General features: G+C 71.7%; 19 protein-coding genes. 8 read left to right on the top strand and 11 right to left on the bottom strand.

The window, feature by feature from the left end:
- Positions 1 to 27: 27 nt before the first annotated feature.
- Positions 28 to 804: a class I SAM-dependent methyltransferase gene (locus AC1PMG_RS14670; protein ID WP_481109366.1), complete on the bottom strand. Its 777-nt coding sequence runs from the start codon at positions 802 to 804 to the stop codon at positions 28 to 30.
- Positions 805 to 965: 161 nt separating this feature from the next.
- Between AC1PMG_RS14670 and AC1PMG_RS14675 the strand changes: the two genes are divergently transcribed.
- The gene (locus AC1PMG_RS14675) at positions 966 to 1,715 is read left to right on the top strand and encodes a nucleotidyltransferase domain-containing protein (protein ID WP_481109367.1); all 750 of its coding nucleotides are present in this window, start codon (positions 966 to 968) and stop codon (positions 1,713 to 1,715) included.
- 22 nt (positions 1,716 to 1,737) lie between these two features.
- On the opposite strand, the gene AC1PMG_RS14680 is transcribed toward AC1PMG_RS14675, so the two are convergent.
- The 3 genes from AC1PMG_RS14680 to AC1PMG_RS14690 form a co-directional block, all read right to left on the bottom strand.
- A complete protein-coding gene (locus AC1PMG_RS14680; protein ID WP_010341292.1) occupies positions 1,738 to 2,217 on the bottom strand; it encodes an acyl-CoA thioesterase in 480 nt (159 codons plus the stop codon).
- A gap of 113 nt (positions 2,218 to 2,330) precedes the next feature.
- Complete coding sequence (locus AC1PMG_RS14685) at positions 2,331 to 3,167, bottom strand: class I SAM-dependent methyltransferase (RefSeq protein WP_481109368.1); 837 nt, start codon at positions 3,165 to 3,167, stop codon at positions 2,331 to 2,333.
- 7 nt (positions 3,168 to 3,174) lie between these two features.
- Complete coding sequence (locus tag AC1PMG_RS14690) at positions 3,175 to 4,515, bottom strand: dicarboxylate/amino acid:cation symporter (protein ID WP_481109369.1); 1,341 nt, start codon at positions 4,513 to 4,515, stop codon at positions 3,175 to 3,177.
- A 151-nt stretch (positions 4,516 to 4,666) separates the two neighbouring features.
- On the opposite strand from AC1PMG_RS14690, the gene AC1PMG_RS14695 reads away from it, so the two are divergent.
- The 5 genes from AC1PMG_RS14695 to AC1PMG_RS14715 all read left to right on the top strand — a co-directional run bounded on the left by AC1PMG_RS14695 (position 4,667) and on the right by AC1PMG_RS14715 (position 9,891).
- Entirely contained in the window at positions 4,667 to 6,373 is a 1,707-nt protein-coding gene (locus tag AC1PMG_RS14695) for an alkaline phosphatase family protein (protein ID WP_481109370.1), read from the top strand.
- A 44-nt stretch (positions 6,374 to 6,417) separates the two neighbouring features.
- A complete protein-coding gene (locus AC1PMG_RS14700) occupies positions 6,418 to 6,945 on the top strand; it encodes a WG repeat-containing protein (RefSeq protein ID WP_481109371.1) in 528 nt (175 codons plus the stop codon).
- Positions 6,946 to 7,381: 436 nt separating this feature from the next.
- Positions 7,382 to 8,725, top strand: a complete 1,344-nt coding sequence (gene tilS / locus AC1PMG_RS14705) for a tRNA lysidine(34) synthetase TilS (protein WP_481109372.1) — start codon at positions 7,382 to 7,384, stop codon at positions 8,723 to 8,725.
- A 31-nt stretch (positions 8,726 to 8,756) separates the two neighbouring features.
- Entirely contained in the window at positions 8,757 to 9,020 is a 264-nt protein-coding gene (locus tag AC1PMG_RS14710) for an exodeoxyribonuclease VII small subunit (RefSeq protein ID WP_152182836.1), read from the top strand.
- Entirely contained in the window at positions 9,010 to 9,891 is an 882-nt protein-coding gene (locus AC1PMG_RS14715; protein WP_481109373.1) for a polyprenyl synthetase family protein, read from the top strand. The genes AC1PMG_RS14710 and AC1PMG_RS14715 overlap by 11 nt, the downstream gene beginning before the upstream one ends.
- Before the next feature lie 260 nt (positions 9,892 to 10,151).
- Here AC1PMG_RS14715 and AC1PMG_RS14720 read toward each other — a convergent pair whose 3' ends face one another.
- The gene (locus tag AC1PMG_RS14720) at positions 10,152 to 10,463 is read right to left on the bottom strand and encodes a hypothetical protein (RefSeq protein ID WP_481109374.1); all 312 of its coding nucleotides are present in this window, start codon (positions 10,461 to 10,463) and stop codon (positions 10,152 to 10,154) included.
- 196 nt (positions 10,464 to 10,659) lie between these two features.
- Between AC1PMG_RS14720 and AC1PMG_RS14725 the strand changes: the two genes are divergently transcribed.
- Complete coding sequence (locus tag AC1PMG_RS14725; protein WP_481109375.1) at positions 10,660 to 11,754, top strand: M35 family metalloendopeptidase; 1,095 nt, start codon at positions 10,660 to 10,662, stop codon at positions 11,752 to 11,754.
- A gap of 95 nt (positions 11,755 to 11,849) precedes the next feature.
- Here AC1PMG_RS14725 and AC1PMG_RS14730 read toward each other — a convergent pair whose 3' ends face one another.
- The 4 genes from AC1PMG_RS14730 to pmbA form a co-directional block, all read right to left on the bottom strand.
- The gene (locus tag AC1PMG_RS14730; protein WP_481109376.1) at positions 11,850 to 12,983 is read right to left on the bottom strand and encodes a DUF1501 domain-containing protein; all 1,134 of its coding nucleotides are present in this window, start codon (positions 12,981 to 12,983) and stop codon (positions 11,850 to 11,852) included.
- Positions 12,984 to 13,020: 37 nt separating this feature from the next.
- Positions 13,021 to 14,448 (bottom strand): DUF1800 domain-containing protein, encoded by a 1,428-nt coding sequence (locus AC1PMG_RS14735; RefSeq protein WP_481109377.1) that lies wholly within the window; start codon positions 14,446 to 14,448, stop codon positions 13,021 to 13,023.
- 172 nt (positions 14,449 to 14,620) lie between these two features.
- A complete protein-coding gene (locus AC1PMG_RS14740) occupies positions 14,621 to 14,998 on the bottom strand; it encodes a DUF4870 domain-containing protein (RefSeq protein ID WP_017910613.1) in 378 nt (125 codons plus the stop codon).
- A 328-nt stretch (positions 14,999 to 15,326) separates the two neighbouring features.
- Entirely contained in the window at positions 15,327 to 16,691 is a 1,365-nt protein-coding gene (gene pmbA / locus AC1PMG_RS14745) for a metalloprotease PmbA (RefSeq protein WP_481109378.1), read from the bottom strand.
- A gap of 95 nt (positions 16,692 to 16,786) precedes the next feature.
- On the opposite strand from pmbA, the gene yjgA reads away from it, so the two are divergent.
- Positions 16,787 to 17,383: a ribosome biogenesis factor YjgA gene (yjgA, locus tag AC1PMG_RS14750; protein ID WP_481109379.1), complete on the top strand. Its 597-nt coding sequence runs from the start codon at positions 16,787 to 16,789 to the stop codon at positions 17,381 to 17,383.
- 156 nt (positions 17,384 to 17,539) lie between these two features.
- Here the strand turns inward: yjgA and tldD are convergent, their stop codons facing one another.
- Both tldD and AC1PMG_RS14760 read right to left on the bottom strand, forming a co-directional pair.
- Positions 17,540 to 18,982, bottom strand: coding sequence for a metalloprotease TldD (gene tldD / locus AC1PMG_RS14755; RefSeq protein WP_104609472.1), 1,443 nt, complete (start codon positions 18,980 to 18,982; stop codon positions 17,540 to 17,542).
- Positions 18,983 to 19,164: 182 nt separating this feature from the next.
- Complete coding sequence (locus AC1PMG_RS14760) at positions 19,165 to 23,058, bottom strand: YhdP family protein (protein WP_481109380.1); 3,894 nt, start codon at positions 23,056 to 23,058, stop codon at positions 19,165 to 19,167.
- Positions 23,059 to 23,140: the final 82 nt, after the last annotated feature.

A 23,140-nucleotide genomic window follows, 5' to 3' on the forward strand; every position in this document is an offset into this window, starting at 1 on the left:
GTGCCACTGGCACCGACGCGGCCGCCCTCAGGCGGTGGCAACGATCGCGCGCACGTCCTTGTCGATCCGCAACGCGCCGTCGCCATGCGCAAACGCCGCCTCTACCGCCTGCCGCAAGGCTGACGCGTGCGCCTGCGGCGGCAACGGCAGACTCTGCAGATAGGCCATGACGTCCTCGGGATCGGTGCAGACCAGCACGTCGTCGAAGCGTGCGACCCGGACCTGTGCGAAGTGCATGGCGAACAGGCGCGCGCCCGCCTCGGCGTCCAGGCGCAGGGTGGACGGGTCGCGGTCCGGGCCACCCGCCACTGCGGCGACCAGTTGCGCGAGTTGGCGCATGTTGTCGCGACCATTGAGCACCGCCAGTACTGCCGCGCCTGGACGAACGATGCGCCGCAGCTCGCGCACGCCCGCCTGCGGATCGGGCAAGTGGTAGAGCATATGCACGGCCAGTGCGGCGTCGATGCTGGCATCGCGCAGCGGCAGGCGCATCGCGTCGCCGACCACACCCTGCGGCCGCAGCGCCGCCGCCTGCGCCAATGCCGCGGCGACCATGGCCGGCGAGCGATCCAGCAATTGCAATGCCAGCGATGGCGGCCACTGCCCGGCGAGCGCGCCCCACAGCTGGCCGGTGCCGCAGCCGATATCGGCCACGCGCATGTCTGCGGCCAGCGGCACCTGCGCGCGCAACCACGGGTACCAGTCGCCGCGGCCGTACTTGGCATGCAGCGACTTGCGCTGCGCCAGCCGCTGGGTGTCGCCGTATTGCCGCTGCAGTTCCGCGCTGTCCGCCTGGAGGGTCATCGTCGCCGTCCGCGTTGCCCGCCTGCACGATACGCTGTCCGCCTCGATCGCGTCACCGGGACTTCGATGACACCACGCCCCTCGCCTGCCCCGCAGTCCTGCCGTGCCGATGAGACCGTCCGCCGGGTCGCGTCCCGGCCGCGGTTGCAGGCGCTGCGCTGATGCCAGCCGAGCACACCCTGCCCACGCCCGCCCAGGCGCTGGCGATCGCGCACTCGCTGCTGTGCACCCGCTACGCCGACGCCGCCTTCGGCTTCGCCGCCGGCTCGATCCTGCGCGGCGAAGGCACGCATCTGTCCGATCTCGACCTGGTCGTGGTCTATGAGCGCCTGCCGGCGGCACGCCGCGAATCGTTCCTCGCCGACGGCATGCCCGTCGAAGCCTTCGTGCACGACCCGGGCACGCTGGCCTGGTTCGTCGAGGAAGACGCCGCCCGCGGCCGCCCCAGCCTGCTGCACATGATCGCCGAGGGCACCCTCGTCGGCACCGCGACCGAATCCGCACGCAGCCTGCAAGGCCAGATCGCCGCGCGGCTGCAGGCCGGGCCGCCGCCGCTGACGCAGGCGCAACGGGACGCGCTGCGCTACGAGATCACTGATCTGGTCGACGACCTGTGCGGCGAGCGCAGCGCCGCCGAGATCCTCGCCATCGGCGCCCTGCTGCATCCGCGCCTGGCGGAACTGGCGCTGCGCGGACGCGGCCATTGGTACGGCAGCGGCAAGTGGGTGCCGCGCCTGCTGGCACGGATGGATCCGGCCTTGGGCCAGCGCTTCGACCAGGCCTTCGCCGCGCTGTTCGCCAACGCCGACCGTGCGCCGGTGCTGGCACTGGCGCAGCAGGAACTGGCCGTGCACGGCGGCCGTCTGTTCGACGGCGACTGCCGCACCGCGCCCGCGGACTGGCGCGCCTGAGCCAGCGCGCGGGCGCGCGCGCTCAGCCGTGGTAGTGGGCGATGGTGTCCTCGATGCCCTTGCTCAGTTCCATCACCTTCTGCGCGTACTCGGCCAGGCGATGGTCTTCCGGCGTGTCCGGATGCCAGGCCGGCACCGCGGTCGGCCGGCCTTCGACGCCGTCCAGGGCCACGAACACGATGATGCAATGCGTGCACAGACGCGGCTCGCCGCCCATCGGATCGCGGGCGCGCACCTCGATGGCGAAGTGCATGCTGCTGGTGCCGGTGTGGACCAGCTTGGCGCTGACCGTGACCATGTCGCTGATGCGGATCGGCGAGACGAAGCGGATGCCGCCCACCGCCACGGTCACGCTGTAGTGGCCGCTCCAGCCCACCGCCGCGGCGTAGCCGACCTGGTCGATCCACTTCATCACCACGCCGCCGTGGACCTTGCCGCCGTAGTTGACGTCGATCGGTTCGGCCAGGAAGCGGAAGGTCAGTTCGCGTTGCGTGCCGCTCATCGGGAGTCCATGCAGGGGAAGGAGGCGGCAGTCTGCCATGCGCCGCCGCCGCCAATCGCAACGGCGCCGCAATAAGCTGTCGCCGCAGACGCGCTGGCGGCCGGCGGCGTCGGCTAGGCCGCGGCCAGCGCGAGATTGTCGCGCTTGCGGATGCACAGCCACGGGAAATGCGGCTGGCGCCAGCGCAACGCCCGCAGGCAGCGCACCGACAGCCGTCGTGGGTCGAACAAGCGGCGCAGCACGATGCCGTCCAGTACCGCCTCGGTGTGCTGGTGGTACTGCTGCGCCAGTTCGGCGCAGCCCAGGTCGCTGAAGTAGCGCAGGCTGCGCGCGGCGCTGGCCCTGGCTTGCTCGACGTCGGCGTAGAACGGGCTGTCGAGGATGTGCAGTTCGCCGTCGTGCTGCAGCAGCTGCAGCAGGCGAGCGATCAGCGCACGCGGATCGGCGAAGTACTGGATGCAGGCCGGCACCACCACCACATCGAACCGCTGCGCCGGCAGCGGCAAACGCAGGATGTCGCCGGCCACGAAGCTCAACCGCGGCGCGTCGGCGAAGACCCGCGCCGCCTGCGCCAGTTCGGTGCGATTGACGTCGACACCGCAGACTTCACGCTGCAGGCCGCTGGCCAGGCGATGCGACAGCCAGCCGTTGCCGCAGCCCAGTTCCAGCAGCGGCCCGTCGCCGCCGCGCGCGCGCAGGTGGCGCAGCAGGCGCCGGCACGACTCGGCACGCACCCGCCATTCGTGGCTGGCGCCGAGCGCGCCGGGCGGCTGCGGCAGCGCGCGCACCTGGGCGTCGCTGTAGAGCCGGCCTTCGCGGCGGCGCACGTCCAGGTAGCGCTGCTCGAACGGGTCGTCCGGCAGCGCGTCGTGCACCAGCACGCCCTCGTGCAGCGTCAGCCCGGGCAACTGCCGCAGCTGCGCGTGCAGGCTCTCGGCAGGCGTACTCACGGACGCATCAACGCACCTGGCCGGAACCGTCGACCGGCGGATCTTCCAGGCCGACATTGCTCGGGGCGGCCTCGTAGATGCTGCGATCGAGCAGGCCGGTCTCCTTGGCCACCAGCACCGGCACCAGCATCTGCCCGGTCACGTTGGTCATGGTGCGCATCATGTCCAGCACGCGGTCGATGGCGTACAGGTAGCCGATCACCTCCAGCGGCAGGTTGGCCGCGCTCAGCACCACCGTGGCCATCACCACCGCGGTGCCGGGCACGCCGGCGGTGCCGAAGCTGCCCAGCACCGAGGCGATCAACACCACGAAATACTGGTTGGCGGTCAGCGGCACGCCGGTGTACTGGGCGATGAACACCGCGCACAGCGCCGGGAAGATCGCGCCGCAACCGTCCATCTTGATGCTGGCGCCCAGCGGCACCGCGAACGCGGCGTAGTCCTTGTTGACGCCGAGGTTGTGGGTGATCGAGCGCAGCGCCACCGGCATCGCGGCGAAGCTGGAGGAACTGACGAAGGCCACCTGCATGCCCGGCGCGGCACCGCGGAAGAACTTCCACGGATTGAGCCCGTGCACCAGCAACAGGCCGCTGTACACCACCACGATGTGGATCGCGCAGGCCAGGTACAGCGCCAGCACGAAATTGCCGAACGGCAGCAGCTTGCCGAACCCATAGCCGCCGACCAGCGCGGCGATCAGGCCGAAGGTGCCGAGCGGGGTCATCTCCAGCACGAAGCGGGTGACCTGGATCATGATCTCGCTCATCTGCTTGGTGAGCTTGCGCGCCTCGGCCACGCGCTCGCCGAGCTTGACCATGGCAAAGCCCAGCAGCGCGGCGAAGAAGATCACCGGCAGGATCGAACCGCGCCCGGCCGCCAGCACGGTCTCGCCGGCGGCATTGGTCTTGGTGCCGATGCCGGTCAGCGCGTAGAACGGGTTGGACGGCACCACGTCCAGCAGCACCTGCACCGGGCTGGGCACGTCGCGCGGGGTCCAGGCGCTGTCCACGCGCAGGCCCAGATGGCCGGCGCCCGGCTGCAGCACCGTGCCCACGGCCAGGCCGACGCCGACCGCCAGCGCCGCGGTGACCACGAACCACAGGAAGGTGCGCCCGCCCAGCTTGGCCACCGACTGCTGCCCGTGCAGCGCCGAGATCGCGTTGATGACCGCGAAGAACACCAGCGGCACCGCGATCATCTTGATCAGGGTGACGTACAGATCGCCCAGCGGCTTGAACCAGGTTTCGGCGGTCGGGCCTAGCGCCCAGCCCGCCAGGGCGCCCAGCAGGAAGCCGGCGACCACGCGCTGCCAGAACGGAATGCGTAACCAGGCCGTCACCAGTTTCATCGACGCTGTCCAGAGAGATCGGGGGTTTCGCACGATAGCGCACCCCGGCAGCAGCGACGACGCCATGGCTGGAAAGGCGCGATGTCATCGGCATGCCTTGTCGCAGCCGGCATAATGCGGGGGACTTCGTTGTTCAGGACCCGTTCTGCGTATGCGCCTTCCCGTTTCCGCCCTCGCCGCCGCCTCTACCCTGCTGCTGGGTGCCTGCGCCAGCACGCCGCACGCGCCGGCCGCCAGCGCCAACGTCACGCCGATCGTCGTCCCCGCCGTGGCCCATCCGGCCGGCGAGACCCCGGCCTGGTGGTACCGCAGCGGCGCCGCCAAGGCCGCCAACAACGGTGCGATGCGCGGCAAGGCCAAGAACGTGATCCTGTTCCTCGGCGACGGCATGAGCCTCACCACCGTCGCCGCCGCGCGCATTCTCGACGGCCAGCGCAAGGGTGCTTCGGGCGAGGAGAACCAGTTGTCGTGGGAGGCGTTCCCCGCCACCGCGCTGAGCAAGACCTACAACACCGATTCGCAGACGCCGGATTCGGCCGGCACCATGACCTCGATCACCACCGGTGTGAAGACCCACATGGGCGCGATCGGCGTATCCGCCGGCAAGCGCGACGCCTGCGCCGACAGCCTCGGCAAGCAGTTGCTGAGCTGGCTGGAACTGGCCGACAGCGCCGGCATGGGCACCGGCATCGTCACCACCACCCGCCTCACCCACGCGACCCCGGCCGCGACCTACGCGCACGTGCCCGAGCGCAACTGGGAAAGCGATGCCGACCTGCCGGAGAAGGCCGTGGCCGAGGGTTGCCGCGACATCGCCCAGCAGATGGTCGGCGCGCGCTTCGGGCGCGGCCCGCAGGTGATGCTGGCCGGTGGCCGCGGCCAGTTCACCACCGTCGAGCAGCGCGACCCCGAGTACGACGACAAGGTCGGCCTGCGCCTGGACGGCCGCGACCTGGTCGGCGAATGGCGCCAGCGCCATCCGCAGGGCGCCTACGTGTGGACCCGCGGGCAACTGGAAGCGGCGCAGAACGCGCCGGCGCTGCTGGGCCTGTTCGAGCCGGACCACATGCAGTTCGACCACGACCGCGACCGCAGCGCCAATGGCGACCCGAGCCTGGCCGAGATGACCAAGGCCGCGATCCGCACCCTGTCGCAGGACAAGAACGGCTACGTGCTGATGGTCGAAGGCGGACGCATCGACCACGCGCACCACGCCGGCAACGCCTACCGCGCGCTGGACGAGACGATCGCCCTGTCGCAGGCGGTGCAGGCCGCGGCGGACGCGACCTCGGCCGAGGACACGCTGATCATCGTCACCGCCGACCATTCGCATACGCTGAACTTCGTCGGCTACCCGCAGCGCGGCAACCCGATCCTGGGCAAGGTGCGCGGCACCAGCGGCGAGGACGCCAACACCGGCGACCTGGCGCTGGACGGCAACGGCCAGCCCTACGCCACGCTCAGCTACGCCAACGGCCCCGGCTACACCGGCGCCAGCAACCAGCAGCCGGCCGGGGTCAAGACCTTCCCGCATGCGCCGAGCAACTTCGAGCCGGCCAACGGCCGCCCGGACCTGACCCATGTCGACACCGAAAGCCCGGATTTCATGCAGGAAGCGCTGGTGCCGACCAAGGCCGAGACCCATGGCGGCGACGACGTCGGCATCTGGGCGCGCGGCCCCGGCAGCAACGCGTTCCGCGGCAGCCTGGAAGAGAACGTGATCTACCACGTGATCGTGCAGGCCACGCCGACGCTGCGCGCGCGGCTGTGCCAGGCCGGCACCTGCAACGGCGACGGCGTCCCGGTGGAACTGCCCAAGCCGGCGGCGTTCATGACCAGCGCCGCCACCGCGCAATGAGGCGGCGTCGGCCGCGCCGCGGCCGCCTGCGCGCGGTCGTTGCGGTGTTCGCAGGGTTCGCTGCGTGTACCGCGCTCGGCACGGTGCCGGCGGCCGCGGCGCAACCGGCCACCGAGGCCTGCCGCCTGGGCGACCCGAATACCGATCGGCCGGTGGTGCCGGGCTGCCGGCTCGGCGCCGACGAACGCCTGGTACTGACGCCACAGGCGCTGCGGCGCCTGTCCTTCGATCGCGACGGGCTGGCGCTGCTGAGCGTCGGCACGCGGTTCTATTACGTCCGCGCCGATGGCCGCAGCCTGCCGGTGATCACCTGGGACAACGGTCCGGACGGTTTCACTGAAGGGCTGACCCGCGGCATCTTTAATGGCCGCATCGGCTTCTACGACCGGCAACTGCGCGAGGTGATCGCGCCGGTCCACGACTTCGCCTGGCCGTTCGAGCACGGCGTCGCCGCGGTCTGCGACGGCTGCAGCGCGGGCACGCCCGACACCGACGGCCACACGCCGATGCAGGGTGGCCGCTGGTACTCCATCGACCGCCATAACCGCGAAGTGCCGGCGCCGACGCGCTGAGCCGATGATCGAGTGCGGCATGGCCGCGGTGTCGCGGAGAAGCTCGCCAAGGCTGGTTCTCCTGCAACGCGTCTCCTGCTGCATCTCCGCGATGTCCGGTGAATCGTCTCGTCCGCGAGGCGAGACATCCCCGCGTCGGGACTGAAGTCCCTCCCACATGGGGCTAACTCACGTTCGCGCTGTTTCGGACGTCGTCGCGCGCTGGCCGCAGGCCGGGCATCGCGTGCTGACGGCCGACATCGAGCGGATACCAGACTGAGCAGGCAACCGCGATAGTCCCGAGCACACGGAACTGCTCTTGTGGGAGGGACTTCAGTCCCGACGCGGTTAGCTGAAAGGCGTCGGGACTGAAGTCCCTCCCACAACGCCAATCAGGCTCAAAGACCTCGCCATGCCGCATTTCGCGCTGACGTGCGCTTGCGTCTACAGTGACGCGATGCCGCCGCACGCCTCTACGCCCCCGTTGTCCGCACTCGCCGCCGTGCTGCCCGATCCGGCGCCGGCGCCGCTGCTGCTCGGCCTCAGCGGCGGGCTGGATTCGAGCGTGCTGCTGCACCTGCTCGCGCAGCAGCCGTCGTACCGCCACGCCGGCCTGCGCGCGCTGCACGTGCACCATGGCCTGCATGCCGACGCCGACGCCTGGGCCGCGCAGTGCGCGCAGCTGTGCGCGACGCTGGCGGTGCCGCTGCAGGTGGTGCGGGTGCAGGTGCCGCGCGACAGCGGCGATGGCCTGGAAGCGGCCGCACGGCAGGCGCGCCGCCACGCCTTCGCGCAGGCGCTGCAGCCCGGCGAATGGCTGGTGCTGGCGCAGCACCGCGACGATCAGGCCGAGACCTTCCTGCTGCGCGCGCTGCGCGCGTCCGGCCCCGATGGCCTGGCGGCGATGCAGGCGCTGTCCGACTTCGCCGGCAGCCGCCTGTGGCGGCCGCTGCTGGCGCAACCACGCAGCGCGCTGCACGCCTATGCGCAGCAGCACGGCCTGCAGTGGATCGACGACCCCAGCAATGCCGATCCCGGCTTCGACCGCAATTTCCTGCGCCTGCAGGTGCTGCCGCTGCTGCGCCAGCGCTGGCCGCAGGCCGACGCCGCCCTCGCCCGCAGCGCGCAGCTATGCGCCGACGCCAGTGCACTGCTGGAGGTGGACGACCGCATGGCGCTCGACGCGCTGCAGGACGCCCCCGGCGCCCCGCTGCCGCTCGCGCCGCTGCGCGCCCTGCCCGCGGCGCGGCGCGCGCGCGTGCTGCGACGCTGGGTCGCGCAGGCCGGCCTGCCACCGTTGCCGGCGGCCGGGCTGGCCGCGATCGAACGCGACCTGCTGCAGCCGCGTTCCGATGCCGCGGCGCAGTTCGCCTGGCACGGCGCCTGCGTGCGCAGCTGGCGCGACACGCTCTACGCCGAGCGCGACCTCGCGCCCTGGCCTGCCGACTGGCAGGCGCAATGGGACGGCCGCGCGCCGCTGGCGTTGCCCGATGGCCGCCGCCTGCACCTGCGCGCCGACACCACGCTGGCCTTCGATACGCCGCTGCTGGTGCGCGCGCGCCGCGGCGGCGAACGCCTGCGCCTGCCGGGGCGGACGCAGTCGCAGGCACTGAAGCACCTGCTGCAGACGCAGGCGTTGCCACCGTGGGAGCGCCTGCGACTGCCGCTGCTGTTCGACGCCACGCACCTGCTGGCCGCCGGCCCGGACCTGCTGGCCGCGCCGTTGCACGCCTGGCTGCAGGCGCACGCCGCGCACCTGGCGCTGGATCCGCTGCCCGTGGCGGCGCCCGCCTCGCATTGACCCTGCCGCCGCCGCCGCGCACACTTTCGCCATGCCCAAGAAGTCCCAAGACGATGCCTCCCCGGTCGCGCGCTTCGAGCAGTCGCTCGAGGAGCTGGAAGTGCTGGTGGAGAAGATGGAAGCCGGCGATCTGAGCCTGGAACAGTCGCTCAGCGCCTACGAGCGCGGCGTGGGCCTGTACCGGCAATGCCAGCAGGCGCTGGAGCAGGCCGAGTTGCGCGTGCGCCTGCTCAGCGATCCCGAGCAGCCCGAGAGCGCCGAACCCTTCGATCCCGTGCCGCCCCATGGCGGCTGACGCGGCGTTCGCGCACTGGCGCGAACGGGTGGAAGCAGGCCTGCAGGCGCAGTTGCCGGCAGCGACGCTGGCGCCGCAGCGCCTGCACGCGGCGATGCGCCACGCCACCCTCGGCGGCGGCAAGCGCATGCGCCCGCTGCTGGTCTACGCCAGTGGCGCGCTGTTCGGTGCCGACGCCGCGCGCCTGGATGCACCGGCACTGGCGGTGGAACTGATCCACGCGTATTCGCTGGTCCACGACGACCTGCCGGCGATGGACGACGACGCCCTGCGCCGCGGCCAGCCGACCGTGCACATCGCCTTCGACGAAGCCACCGCGATCCTCGCCGGCGACGCGCTGCAGAGCCTGGCGTTCGCGTTGCTGGCCAATGCCGAGGACGCGGCGGCGACGCTGCGCGTGCAGTGGCTGCAGACCCTGGCCGAGGCCGCCGGTGCGGCCGGCATGTGCGGCGGCCAGGCATTGGACATCGACGCCACCGGCCGCGTGCAGGCGTTGCCCGACCTGCAACGCATGCATGCGCTGAAGACCGGCGCGCTGATCCGCGCCAGCGTGCGCCTGGGCGCGCTCGGCGGCGGCGCCGACACCGCCGCGCTCGCGCAACTGGATAGCTTCGCCACCGCGCTGGGCCTGGCCTTCCAGGTGCGCGACGACATCCTCGACGTGGAAGCCAGCTCCGAACAGCTCGGCAAGACCGCCGGCAAGGACGTCGCGCAGGCCAAGTCCACCTACCCTGCCCTGCTGGGCATGGACGGCGCCAAGGCCAAGCTGGCCGAGCTGGCGCAGGCGATGCAGGACAGCCTGCACGACTACGGCACCGACGCCGATGCGCTGGCGGCGCTGGCGCGGCTCGCGGTCGATCGCGCGCACTGATCGCCGCGCTCGACGCGTGCGATCGTTGCGACTGGGCCGCACGCGTCATTAGCCGCGCAGGCGCTGCACCGCATCCGCGAAGCCAGGGATGGATACTGACGCTGGCCGCGCGCAGCCCTTGATGACCAGCGGCGCTGTCGTAGGAGACGCTGTCGTAGGAGCGGCTTCAGCCGCGACAGGCATTACCGATGACATGTGTCGCGGCTGAAGCCGCTCCTACAGGTGTTTGCGGTGAGTGTCTGGGGCAATGTGGAAGGACTTCAGTCCCGACTGCTTTCGCGGTCCGATCGTCCGCTACGCCGGTCGTCGCGGATGCATGACAGTTGACTCCCACACCAGGCAACCAGGCGCATCTCACGCCACGGCAACCCGCGCTGTCGCAAAAATTTCGAAGCCGCGCATACCGCTGCAGATCGCGATGACGCCGGCTGCGGCGAATGGAGATCCCGGACATCCTCATCGCCTTCGGCAAACGCCGCCACCAGCACGATCTCCACGCACTGCACGCACACGCACAGTGCGAGCGTGATCGCCACATGGCCGATCGCAACGCTGCGCTCGATCCGGTGCATGGCGCTGCGGCAAGCCGCTGCAGCGCGACACGCACGCGCGGCGATGTCTGTCCGCGATGCCGATACTGAGACCTGGCGCGCGCTTCGCTGGACGAAATCGAAGACAAACGCACCTGCGACGCGCACGCGCGCAGCACCGGGCTAGTTTGCTTCGGCCCCTGTCATGGGGCGCCCACTTTCGACGGAGAGAGACTGCATGAAACACGCATCCCGGATCTCGGCAGCGATCGGCTTCAGCCTGGTCGGCATCATCTCGGCGGCCACTGCGCAATCGCAACTCACGCGCACGCCCGCGCCGCTGCAGGTCGAACTGACGCCGGTCGCAGACGCCGACGGCCAGCAGCGCGGCCAGATGGCGGTGACCGTGCGCAACACCGGCACGCAGGTCGCACGTGTGCCCAAGTGGGAACTGCCGCTGGGCGATCTCGACAACGCCCTGTTCCAGGTGCAGCGCGACGGCAAGCCGGTGGATTACGTCGGGCGCCTGGTCAAGCGCGCCGCGCCGCGCGCCGAGGACATGGTGGTGCTGCAGCCGGGCGAAGCGAAGCAGGCGCAGATCGACCTGAGCCGCGCCTACGACCTGACCCGCAGCGGCAACTACAGCATCCGCCTCGACGCGCCGCTGCAGGGCGCCGCGCTCGCCGATGGCGCGCGCATGCTGCGCGCCGACGGTGAGCCGCAGACCCTGTCCAGCGCGCCGCTGACGGTATGGCTGGACGGCGGCCGCGGCCATGCGGTGCGCAACGACCTGATGGTCGGCCCGCAGGCGGTGGTCAACGGCGTCAACTACGCCTCGTGCAGCACCAGCCAGATCAGCACCATCGGCAGTGCGGTGAACGCGGCGCGCACCTACTCGCAGAACGCCAAGACCTACCTCAACGGCGGCAGCACCGGCGCGCGCTACACCACCTGGTTCGGCGCCTACAACGCCAGCCGCTACAGCACCGCCACCTCCAACTTCGTCAACATCGATTCGGCGATCGACCAGAACAACGGGCAGATCACCATCAATTGCGGTTGCAGCGACAGCTCCTACGCCTACGTGTATCCGAACCAGCCGTACCAGATCTACGTGTGCAATGCGTTCTGGAGCGCGCCGCTGACCGGCACCGACTCCAAGGCCGGTACGCTGATCCACGAAATGAGCCACTTCAGCGTGGTCGCCGGCACGCAGGACACCGCGTACGGCCAGAGCGCGGCCAAGAGCCTGGCCAAGAGCGATCCGGCGCGCGCGGTGAAGAACGCCGACAGCCACGAGTACTTCGCCGAGAACAATCCGTCGCAGAACTGAGTCCGGCACGCCGGTGATGTCCCCGGGCGCCGACCTCCCGTCGGCGCCCGGTTCGCTTGCGGCCCAGGCCGCACGCTCTGTGCCCGCGTGGTGTCCTAGGCCACCAGGCCCTCCAGTTTGGGCAGCCCTGCGCTGCCGGGAAACACCTGGGTGTCCAGCGCGCGCTCGGACACGCCCAGATGCGCACCGAGCACGTGCCGGAACAGGCTGCGCAGGTCGCTGGTGGCGCGCAGGTCGCGGCCCTCGTTCAAGGCCCGCGGCGACAGGCCGGGCCAGTCTCCCGCGATGCGCCCGCCGCGCACCGCGCCGCCGGCCAGGAACGCCACGCCGCCGGTGCCATGGTCGGTACCGCCGGTGCCGTTCACCGCCGCGGTGCGGCCGAATTCGGTCACCACCGCGACCACGCTGCGCGACCAGCAGGCCTGCGCGCCATCGTGGAACGCGCGCAGCCCGGCATCCAGTTCGCCCAGCTTGCGCTGCAGCACCGCGGCCTGGTTGCCGTGGGTGTCCCAGCCGGCATCCTCGACGAACCCGATCCGCGGCCCGTCGGGTTTGGCCATGAAGCTGGCCGCCGCGCTCATCGCCTGCGGCAATTGCCCACCCTTGACGCTGCCCACCTGCATGCCCTGCTCGCGCAGCGCGCGCGCGAAATCGCCAGACAGGTGCGGATCGGCGGCATACAGCGGCTGCAGGCGCTGCAGCAGGATCGGATTGACTCCGTTCGGCAGCGGCGGCGACCAGCTGTTCACCGCGCCCGGGCCGCGCATGATCAGCGGCGTCACTGCGCTCACCGACACCGCCTCGGCACCGTGCAGGGCCAGTGCGCAGCGATTGAGCCAGCCGCTGGAGGCGCCGCTGGGTCGCGCGGTGCCGTTCTCCAGGCAATCCTGCGCCTCGAAGTGCGAGCGCTCGCGGTACGGCGGCGCCACCGCCACCACCGGCAGCCACTGCTTGCGCGCGTACAGCTCATGCGCGAACGCCAGCGCCGGATGCAGCGCGAAGCTGCCGTCCAGGGCCAGAGTCTGCTGTGGCGCCAGCGCGCCGCGCAGGCGTGCGTAGTCGGGGTCGGCGGTCGGCACCAGCGCATGCAGCCCGTCCAGCGCGCCGCGCAGCAGCACCACCAGCAGGCGCGTATCCGCGCCCGGCGCGGCGAGGCTGCTGCCCGACCACAGGCTCAACACGGTGGCCGCACCGCTGGCGGCAAGGAAACGGCGGCGTGTCAGTTGCATCGAAACGTCTCCCATCGCGGATCGGACCGCGCGCCGCTCAGGCGCGCCATTGGAAGGCCGGGCTGGCCAGCAGCACCGCCACGCCTTCGCGCGGCGATTCGGCGCGCCGCACGGCAGTCAGCGTGTCCGCGTCCGGACCGTCGCCGAACGCGGTCGCGGCCAATGCCAACGGCTCGCCCGGGGCCATCCCGGCCAGCGCCTCGGCGGCCTGCACGCGCTTCCACAGCGCGTCGGCGCCGCTCCACTCCGCCGCCACGTCGGCGTAACCGGCCGGCGAGCGCGGGGTGAACGGCGGCTGCCCCATCCGCGCCAGCAGGGTCAGCACGGTCTTCTGCTGCGGCAGCGCCTCGGGCCAGGCGCCGCCGGCGCGCAGCGCCGACACCACGAAATCCTGTGGCGGCTTGAACTTGCGCGCCTGCGCGTCCCACGCTTCGGGGCTGTCGATCAGGGCGCGGTAGACGTGGCGCAGGTCGCCATCGCTGCGCCGCCACGCGTCGGCCATGCGCTGCACCAAGGCCGGCGGCGGATCGTCGCGGACGAAATGCCGGGCCAGCTTGAACGAGACGTGCTGCGCCGTGGCCGGGTGGCGCGCCAGCGCCGTCAGGATCGCCTCGCCCTGCGCCACACCGTCCTCGGCGTAGCGCCGGCCCAGCACCAGGCGGCTGCCGGCGGCATGCGCCGGCGCGCGGAACACGAAGGCACTGGCGGGCGCGCCCTGCTCGAAATCGCGCGGCGTCGGCACGCCCCAGCCGGTGATCGCACGCGCCAGTTCGGTGACGTCGGCCTGGGTATAGCCGCCGTCCACGCCCAGCGTGTGCAGTTCCAGGATCTCGCGCGCCAGGTTCTCGTTGAGCCCCAGGCGGCGCGCCGGGCGGTCGGGATCCGTGCGCATGGCCCGGCGCTGCGCACGTTGCGCCAGCAGCGAGTCGGGGCCGACCGAATTGGCGTTGTCCAGGTAGCGCAGCATCGCCGGGTGCCGCTCCACCGCCAGCAGCAGGTCGGCGAAGCGGCCCATGCAGTGCGGGCGGATCGCCTCGCGCTCCATCGGCGCCGCGTACAGCGCGGCCGCACGCTTGTCGACCGAAACCGCGAAATGATTGGACCAGAACTGCACCAGGCGCTCGGCGAAGCCGGCCGGGCTGGACACCGCCACCCGGTAGCGCGCCGTCAGTTCCTGCGCCTGTGCCTGCCGATAGAGCCCGCGCGCGGCCTGCTGCGCCTGCTGGGCGGCCTGCTGCGGATCGCCGGCCGCCTGCTGCCGCGCCTGGCGGCGTTCGCGCTGGTAGTCGGCCTCGCGGCGCAGGTAGGCCAGGCTGTCGGGCAGGCCCTGCAGCGCCGGCGCCAGCGGCGGCGACTGCAGTTGCGCGGCCAGCCAGGCGCGCGGCTCGCCCATCGCGGCCAGGTCCCCGGGACGGGCACCCAGGCCGAAGCGGTTGGCGGCGCTCAAGCTCTCGCGGCGGATCATGCAGCGCTCCAGTGATGGCGACAGCCTTGCAAACGCGCCGCCCGGGCCGCGGTTGACCGCCCGGCGGCGGCGTTGCGCCTGGCCGCCCTGCGGCCTCCCGCCGCAGCGCCGCGCGGGCACAAAAAAAGGCCCGGCGAGCGGCCGGGCCTTCGGGGACGCGTCGCGGGCGCGCTTACTTGATCAGGCGCAGCGCGAACGGGTAGCGGTAGGCGACGCCGTCGTTGGCCTTGATGCCGGCCAGGATGCAGAACACCAGGTTCACCACCCACACCACCGGCATCAGCAGTCCGCCGATGACGATCACGCTGAGCACCACGCAGATCACGTACGCGATGGCGACGGTGATCTGGAAATTCAGCGCTTCCTTGGCCTGGTCGTTGAGGAAGGACTTGGCCGGGTTGTCCTTGTTCACCAGCCAGATGATCAGCGGCACGATGAAGCCGGCGATGATCCCGGATAGATGGGTGATCAGCGCGACAGTGCGATCTTCCTGGGGGCCTGCCGAGGCCGGCGGCGGCGGCGGGGCAGTGACGTTGTCGAATTCGCTCATCGGTATTCCGTTCCTTTGGTGGTGAGGGGGACAAGACGTTTGGCGCGTCACTCTCGGCGGCCGGCGCGGCGCTGTCAAGCGAGGCCGGGCACACCGGGAAAGCACCACGGTGCGCGGCCTACCCGCTCATCGCCCCATACGGCGGCGGATCGCGCGCATCGGCGTGCATGGCATCGCCTGGACGATCGGGCGCCGCCCATCGCGACGTTCACAGGTCCGCAGAGACCGCCAGCGCTCGCCCCACTCAAACGCGTGACCGGCAAGGCCGCGCGCTCCACGCGTGCGTGGCCGCCGACGCGCGCACCTGGATCGGCGCGCGTTGCGGCGCTCAGTCGTTGCCGGCCACCGTCATCCTGCCGACCAGCACCGCACCGATGTGCACGTGCGAGCGCACGTCGATGTCGGCGCCGACCGCCTCGATGTCCTGGAACATCTGCCGCAGGTTGCCGGCGATGGTGATTTCGTCCACGGGATAGGCGATTTCGCCGTTCTCGATCCAGAATCCGCCGGCGCCGCGCGAGTAGTCGCCGGTGACCGGGTTGACGCCGTTGCCCATCAGGTCGGTGACCAGCAGGCCACGCGGCAGGCCCTTGACGATGGTCTGCAGATCGGTGGCATTGGCCGCCACCCGCAGGTTGTGCACCCCGCCGGCATTGGCGGTGGTCTGCAGGCCCAGCTTGCGCGCCGAGTAGCTGCCCAGCACGTAGCGCTGCAGCACGCCGTCGCGCACCAGCGGCGCCTCGCGGGTGGCCACGCCCTCACCGTCGAAGGCGGCCGAGCGCAGGCCGCGGCGCAGGTGCGGCAATTCGTCGATCGCGAACCACTCCGGGAACAGGCGGGTGCCGGCGCTGTCGAGCAGGAAGCTGGCGCGGCGATACAGCGCGCCGCCGGACACGGCGCCGAGCAGATGCCCGATCAGCGAGCGCGCCATCTCCGGCGCGAACAGCACCGGCACTTCGCCGGTCGGCAGCGAGCGTGGCTGCAGCCGCGCCACGGTGCGCTCGGCGGCGCGGCGGCCGATCGCCGACGCGCGCTCCAGGTCCTCGCGCGCCAGCGCGCTGCTGTACCAGCCGTCGCGCTGCATGCCGTCGCCCTGCCCGGCGATCAGCGTGCAGGCGATCGAATGGTGGGTGCTGCGCTCGCAGCCGACGAAGCCGTGCGAATTGGCATAGACCGACAGGCTCTCGCTGCTGCCGGCCGAGGCGCCGTCGGAATTGCTGATGCGCGCATCGGCGTCGCGGCCGGCGGCCTCGCAGGCCAGCGCCAGGTCGATCGCCTCCTCGGCCTGCAGCGGCCACGGATGCCAGCGGTCGAAATCCGGCTGCTCGCGCGCCATCAGTGCCGCCTCGGCCAGGCCGGCGGCCACGTCGTCCTCGGTGTAGCGGGCGATCGCGCAGGCCTGGGCCACGGTGGCCTCCAAGCTGGACTCGTGCAGGTCGGCGGTGCTGGCGCTGCCCTTGCGCTGACCGAAATAGACGGTGACGCCGATGCCGCGGTCGCGGGTGGACTCCACCGTCTCCACCGCGCCCAGGCGCACGTTGACGTCCAGCCCGCGGTCTTCGCTGCAGCTGACCTCGGCCTGGCTGGCGCCGAGCGCGCGGGCGCGCGCCAGCAGCCGCTCGGCGATGTCGGACAGGCGCTCCAGGCGCTGCTGGCTGTCGTCGCGGTGCAAATCGGGGGTGATCGCGTTCAATGCTTTATCCTTGTTGTGCGAATCCCTTCGCCCCTGTCCGGCCGTCCTGGCCGGATGTGTTGATTTGATTTCCAGCCCGATCGAGTAGTACGAGCATGCGCGGACGCGACGAAGACACCGGTGAATTCCGCGGCGAAAGCCGCAGCCAGCAACGCCGCGAGGCGCTGGAAGTGCTGAGCCTGGGCGAGAAGCTGGTGGCGCTGACCCCGGCGCAGTTGGCCAAGCTGCCGGTGCCCGAGTCGCTGCTGCCGCACATCGCCGAGACCAAGCGCATCACCTCGCACATCGCGCACAAGCGGCAGCTGGCGTTCCTGGCCAAGCAGATGCGGCGCGAGGACGAGGCGGTGCTGGAGGCGATCCGCGAGGCGATGGACGTCAACAGCGACAGCGCGCGCCGCGAAGTGGCGGCCATGCACCGGGTCGAGGACTGGCGCGAGCGGTTGCTCGCCGAAGGCGACACCGCGCTGGCCGAGCTGCTGGCCGAGCACCCCGACGCCGACCGCCAGCGGCTGCGCCAGCTGGTCCGCAACGCCAAGGACGAGCGGTTGAAGAACAAGCCGCCGCACGCCTACCGCGAGCTGTTCCGGGAGCTGCGCGAGATGATCCTGGGTGCCGCGTCGGGAATGGGGAATGGAGAATCGGGAATCGAAGAAACCGACGACGACGCGGCGTTCGACGACACGCGCGACTGAGGTGCGGCAACGTCGGCTGACGCGCACGACAGCCGACGCGCTCCCAGCCCAGCGATCGCGACGCGCGATGAACCTACCCGTCAGGCCGCCACTACCGCAGCGCACCGCGGCGCCCGCTTTGCCGAATCCCGATTCCCGAATCCCCACTCCCGGCCCCTAAGCCGTCCCGCCCACGGTCAGCCCGTCGATCAGCAGCGACGGCTGGCCCACGCCGACCGGCACGCTCTGCCCGTCCTTGCCGCAGACGCCGACGCCTTCGTCCAGCGCCAGGTCGTGGCCGATCATGCGCACCTTCTGCATGGTCTCCGGGCCGTTGCCGATCAGGGTGGCGCCCTTCACCGGCGCGGTGACCTTGCCGTCCTCGATCAGGTAGGCCTCGGTGGCCGAGAACACGTATTTGCCGCTGGTGATGTCGACCTGGCCGCCGCCGAAGTTGACCGCGTACAGGCCCTTCTTCACCGAACGGATCATCTCCTCGGGATCATGCTGGCCGGCGCGCATGTAGGTGTTGGTCATGCGCGGCATCGGCAGGTGCGCGAACGATTCGCGGCGGCCGTTGCCGGTCGGCGCCACGCCCATCAGCCGCGCGTTGAGCGTGTCCTGCATGTAGCCGACCAGTACACCGTCCTCGATCAGGGTGGTGCAGTTGGTCGCGGTGCCCTCGTCGTCGACGTTAAGCGAACCGCGGCGGCCGTCCAGGGTGCCATCGTCGACGATGGTGACGCCGGGCGAAGCTACGCGCTGGCCAATGCGGCCGGCATAGACGCTGGTGCCCTTGCGGTTGAAGTCGCCTTCTAGGCCGTGGCCGACCGCCTCGTGCAGCAGCACGCCGGGCCAGCCCGGCCCGAGCACGACCTGCATCACCCCGGCCGGTGCCGGCACCGCCTCCAGGTTCACCAGCGCCTGGCGCAGGGCCTCGCGGGCGAAGGCTTCCGGACGGCCGTCGGCGAACAGCGTGGTGTAGTCGTAGCGGCCACCGCCGCCGGCATAGCCGGATTCGCGGCGGCCCTGCTGCTCGACGATCACCTGCACATTCAGCCGCACCAGCGGGCGCACGTCGGCGGCGAGCACGCCGTCGCTGCGCGCCACCAGCACCGTGTCCACGCCGCCGGACAGGCTCACCATCACCTGCTGCACGCGCGGATCGGCGGCGCGCAGGTACTGGTCCAGCCGCCGCAGCAGTTCCACCTTGTGCGCGTTGTCCATCGCGTCCACCGGGTCCAGCGCCGGATACAGCGCGCGGCCGCCACCGCGCTGCAGCGCGTGCGCCGGCTGCGCGCCGCCGTCGCGGGAGATGGCCCGCGCCGACTGTGCGGCGGCCAGCAGCGCATCGCGGTGGATATCGTCGGAATAGGCGAAACCGGTCTTCTCGCCGGAGATCGCGCGCACCCCCACGCCCTGCTCGATGGAGTGGGCGCCGTCCTTGACGATGCCGTCCTCCACGCTCCAGCTCTCGCGCCGCGAATGCTGGAAATACAGGTCGCCGAAGTCGATGCCGGGGCCGAGCAGCGTGCCGAAGGCGCGCTCCAGGCTGGTGGCATCCAGGCCGGCGGGAAGCAATAGGCGGGTTTCGGCGAGGCTCAGGGCGTGATCGTTCATGGGCTCAACATGGGGGACGAAGGCGCGCAGCGCAAGCGGCGGGCAGCACCGAACGCGAGTGGACAGCGCGCCGTGGGTCTCTGTCATCACCACGTCCCCTCCGTAGGAGCGGCTTCAGCCGCGACGGGCGTTACCGATGATGCCCGTCGCGGCTGAAGCCGCTCCTACGGACGGCGCGCAATCTAGGGTGTACCCGACGGCGCCGGCGGCCGCGCCGATTCGCGCTCGATCACGTCCACCTTGGGATCCTTCCACGGCCCGGTGACCCGGTAGGTGCGCGCGCCGATGTTGCCCAGCGGCTTGCCCAGCACCGCGTTGGCGGCGGCGCCGACCGCCGCGCCGACCGGCCCGCCGGCCACCGCGCCGACCACGGTCAGCAGGTTGCCGGACTTGGGATTGACGTCGATGGTCTGGTCGAACTGCTGGGCGCGCAGGTCGGCCTCGCCGCGCACCTTGATCTCCGCGGCCGGGCCATCGATGACCATGTTGTCGCTGCGCGCCAGGCCGTCGCCGAAACGGATCTGGCCATCGATGCGGTTGAAGGCGAAGCCCTTGGAGAAGAAGTCGCGGAAATCGAACATCAGCCGCCGCGGCAACTGCGCCACGCTGAGCAGGCCGAGCACGCGCCCGGCGCCCGGGTTCAACTCCAGCAACTGCCCATTGCGTGCGGCCACATCGAGCTGGCCCTGCACCGTGGCCAGCTGCAGGCCGGCCGGCGTGCCCGGCCAGGCCGCGCTGAGCGTGAGCTGGCCTTCGCCGCCGCGCACCTGCCCGCCGAAGTCCAGGTTCTGCATCAGTTCGCCGAGGTCGCGGCTGTCGACGCTGGCGTTGAGCTGGGTCCGGGCGGTGGCGCCCTTGCCGCGCCAGTCGCCGCTGATGTCGATCTTCTGCTTGTCCGAGCGCAGGTGCAGCTGGTCCACCTGCATGCCGTCGGCGAGCTTGCGCGTGCGCAGCGAGGCCGCGCCGAGGGTCATCGCGCCGAAGCGCAGGTCGTCCACGTCCAGGGCCAGCGCCGGAATCGTGGCCGGGTCCAGGCTGTCGGCGAACGGGCCGGCCGGGACCGGGCCGGCGCTGCCGGCGGCCCCGCTGTCGGCGGGCGTGGCGACCACCGCCGTCGGCGTGCCGTTCGCCACCGGCAAGGTGGCCGTGGCCGAGCGCCAGTGCACCCGCGCCAGGCGTCCGCCGAGCACGCCGCCGTCCTTGGTCGGCACGCTGAGGTCGCCGGCCAGGGCCGGGCCGTCCAGGTGCACGTCGATGCTGTCGGCCTGCGGCAGCAGGCGCAGGCGGGTGTTGTCGAACACCCCGCCCAGCAGCAGCAGATGGTCGGCCAGGATCTCGATGCGACGCAGCGGCATCGGATCTTCGCCGCCGTTGGCCGCGGCGGCGTTCGGATCGGGGCGGCTGACCACGCCGATCCAGTCGATGGCGTTCAATGCCGCGGTGCGCCCGCTCACCACCAGGCCGCTGGCCGGCGGTTCGTCGGCGACGTGGTCGCTGCCCATCACCACGCGCACGCCGGTCTTGCCGCCCTGGCTACGCGCCGCCAGCGCCATCAGCTTGCCGAAGGCCACCTCGATGCGACCGCTGCCGACCGGCAGCGGCACGTTGACCGAGGTCGCCAGCGGCGTGGCCGGCCCCTTGTCCATCGGCGCCGGCATCAGCAATTGGGTGCCGACCAGGTCCGAGCGCAGCTGCAGCCGGGTCGGCGGCTGCGCGCCGCCGTCGGGCGTCTTGGGCAGGCCGACGCCGATGTTCCAGCGCGAGCGGCCCTGCACGTACGGCTTGAGCCAGGCCATTTCCGGCACCCGGTCGAGCAGTTCGTTGGCGTCCAGCGACGCGCTCAGCGCGGCCTCGAAGGCCTGTTGCGGATCCTGCACACCGTCGCCGGCGCGCAGCGCCAGTTCGCCCTGGTGGCCCTGGTAGGCCACGCTCAGCTTCTGCGCGGCGAACCCGGTATCGCTGTAATTGGCGCTGCCGCGCATGTCGTCGAAGGCCAGGTCCCAGCGCTTGTCGGCGATATGCGCGCCGAGCAGGTCGACCGTGCCGCGCAGGTGGTGGGTACCGATGTCGGCGCGCAGCGGCTGCAGCAGGTCGAAGGTGACATCGGCCGGCCCCGACGCGCTGAGCGCATCCAGGGTGTCGCCGTAATGGGCGTGCAGCGGACTCTGCCGCAGCATCGCCAGCAGCTTGCCGGTCTCGGCGCGGGTGCTGGCCAGCACGCTGAGCTGGCCTTCCTTGTAGTCGGGCAGCGCCGCCGACAGCTGCTCCACCGGCACCCCGCCCATGCTGCCGCGGCCGTGCACCTCGAAGCCGTTGCCGATGAAGGCGACGCTGGCGTCCACGTTCTCCACCGCCGGCCAGTCGTGCTGGAAGCGCACCTTGGCGTCCTCCAGCCGCGCGGTCGCCTCGAAGCGGCCGTTGTGGTCGGCGAACGGCCAGTCGTCCAGGTCGCCGGAAACCAGCGCATGGCCGTCGCGCAGGCGCCCGCCCTGCAGTGCGGCGTCGAGCCAGTCGGTGGCGGCCTTGCTCATCTTGGAATGGACCCAGAACTTCTTCGCCGCCACCACCGGCGCGTCCTGCAGGTCGGCAGCCAGGTCGATCCACGGCCGCGAGCCGTCATTCTGGAAGCGCAGCCCGCCGCGCACGTCGGCGCCGTAGTCGCTGCCCTGCACGCGCAGCCCGGGGGTCGCCACGCGCAGGCCGTCGCCATCGCGGAAGGCCACGATGCGTCCGGCCAACTGGACCTGGTGGACCACGCCGAAGCCGCTGGGCCAGTCGACGCGGACCGGGCTACCGGCCTCCAAGGCCAGTTCGCCGGCCTGGGCATCGCCGTCGAAGCGGCCGCGCAGCCCGCTCACGCCGGGCGCACCGCCCGCCGGCGCGAACGCCAGGTCGGCCAGCCGCCCCTGGCCGTACAGCGGACCGCCGGGAACCCCGCTCACCGCCACCTGGGTCAGCTGCAGGCGCGGCCGTGCCACCGCCAACCAACTGCGCAGGCTGGGCGAAAGGCGGTCGCTGAGCCCGGCCACCGCAATCAGCGGCGCCAGGTCGAGCCGATCGCCGTACAGGGCGAAACGGCGCCCGCCGGCCACGGTCAGCCCGTCCAGGCGCTGCAGCGGCTGCCCGGCCTGGCCGAACTGCAGTTGCGGCGCATCCAGCCGCCAGCCGCCGTCGATCTGGCGCCAGCGCGCCTTCGCGCGGAAGGTGGTGAAGGCGAGCTGCGGCCGGGTGCGCCCGTCGGCCAGCGGCGCGCCGCGCAGGCGCAGTTCGCGCAGCGTGGCGTCCACGGTCACCCCGGCGACCCGGCGCTGCTGCAGGTCCAGCCAGGCCTGGACGTCGCCCACGCCGCCCTGCAGTTCGATGCCTGCCGCATGCAGCAGGCCGGCCCAGCCCGCCAGCTCCGCCGGACGCACCGCCAGATAGGCCTGGCCGTCGCCACTACGGCGGTCCAGCTCCAGCACCGCGGTGAGCGGCGCCTGTTGCAGATCGCTCCAGCCCTGCACGCCCACCTGCAGGCGCTCGCCGTTCACGCGCATCCGCAGGTCGATCTTCGGCACCTGCGCTTCCAGGCCCAGCGACGGGGCGTGCACGCGCAGGCGGCCGTCGATGACCTGCAACTCGCCCAGCCCTTCCAGCGCATCCAGCGGATCGCCGCCCTGCCCCGAGGTCGGCAGGCCCTGCACGCTCCAGTTGCCGTCGTCGGCGCGCAGCAGGGTCAGCGCCAGGCCGCGCAGGCGCAGCTCGGTGAACGAGCGCCCGGGCAACAGCCCGGCGTACATCGACACCAGCACCTCGGCCTGGCCGATGCGCACGCCGTCGCCGGCGCCGATGCGCAGCCCGTCCAGGCGCAGCAGCGGGCCGCGCCGGGTCCAGGCCGTCTCCAGCCGGTCGAAGCGGATCGGCCGCCCGGCGCGCTCGCTCAGCCACGCCGCCACCTGCTGCGGATGCCGCTCCACGAACGGCAGCGCCTGGCTCAGCGCGCCCACCGCCAGGGCCACGCACACCAGCCCGATCGCCACCGCGTAGAACGCGAAACGGCGAGCCAGGCGCAGGCGGCGGCGCAGGGGGGTGTGCATCAGGGGCGGGGATTGGGGAGTCGGGATTGGGGATTCGCAACAGCCAACGCGATGCGCGCGGACGGTAACCGGTCGCGATCCA

The organism is Xanthomonas sp. NCPPB 2250 (assembly GCF_056725265.1).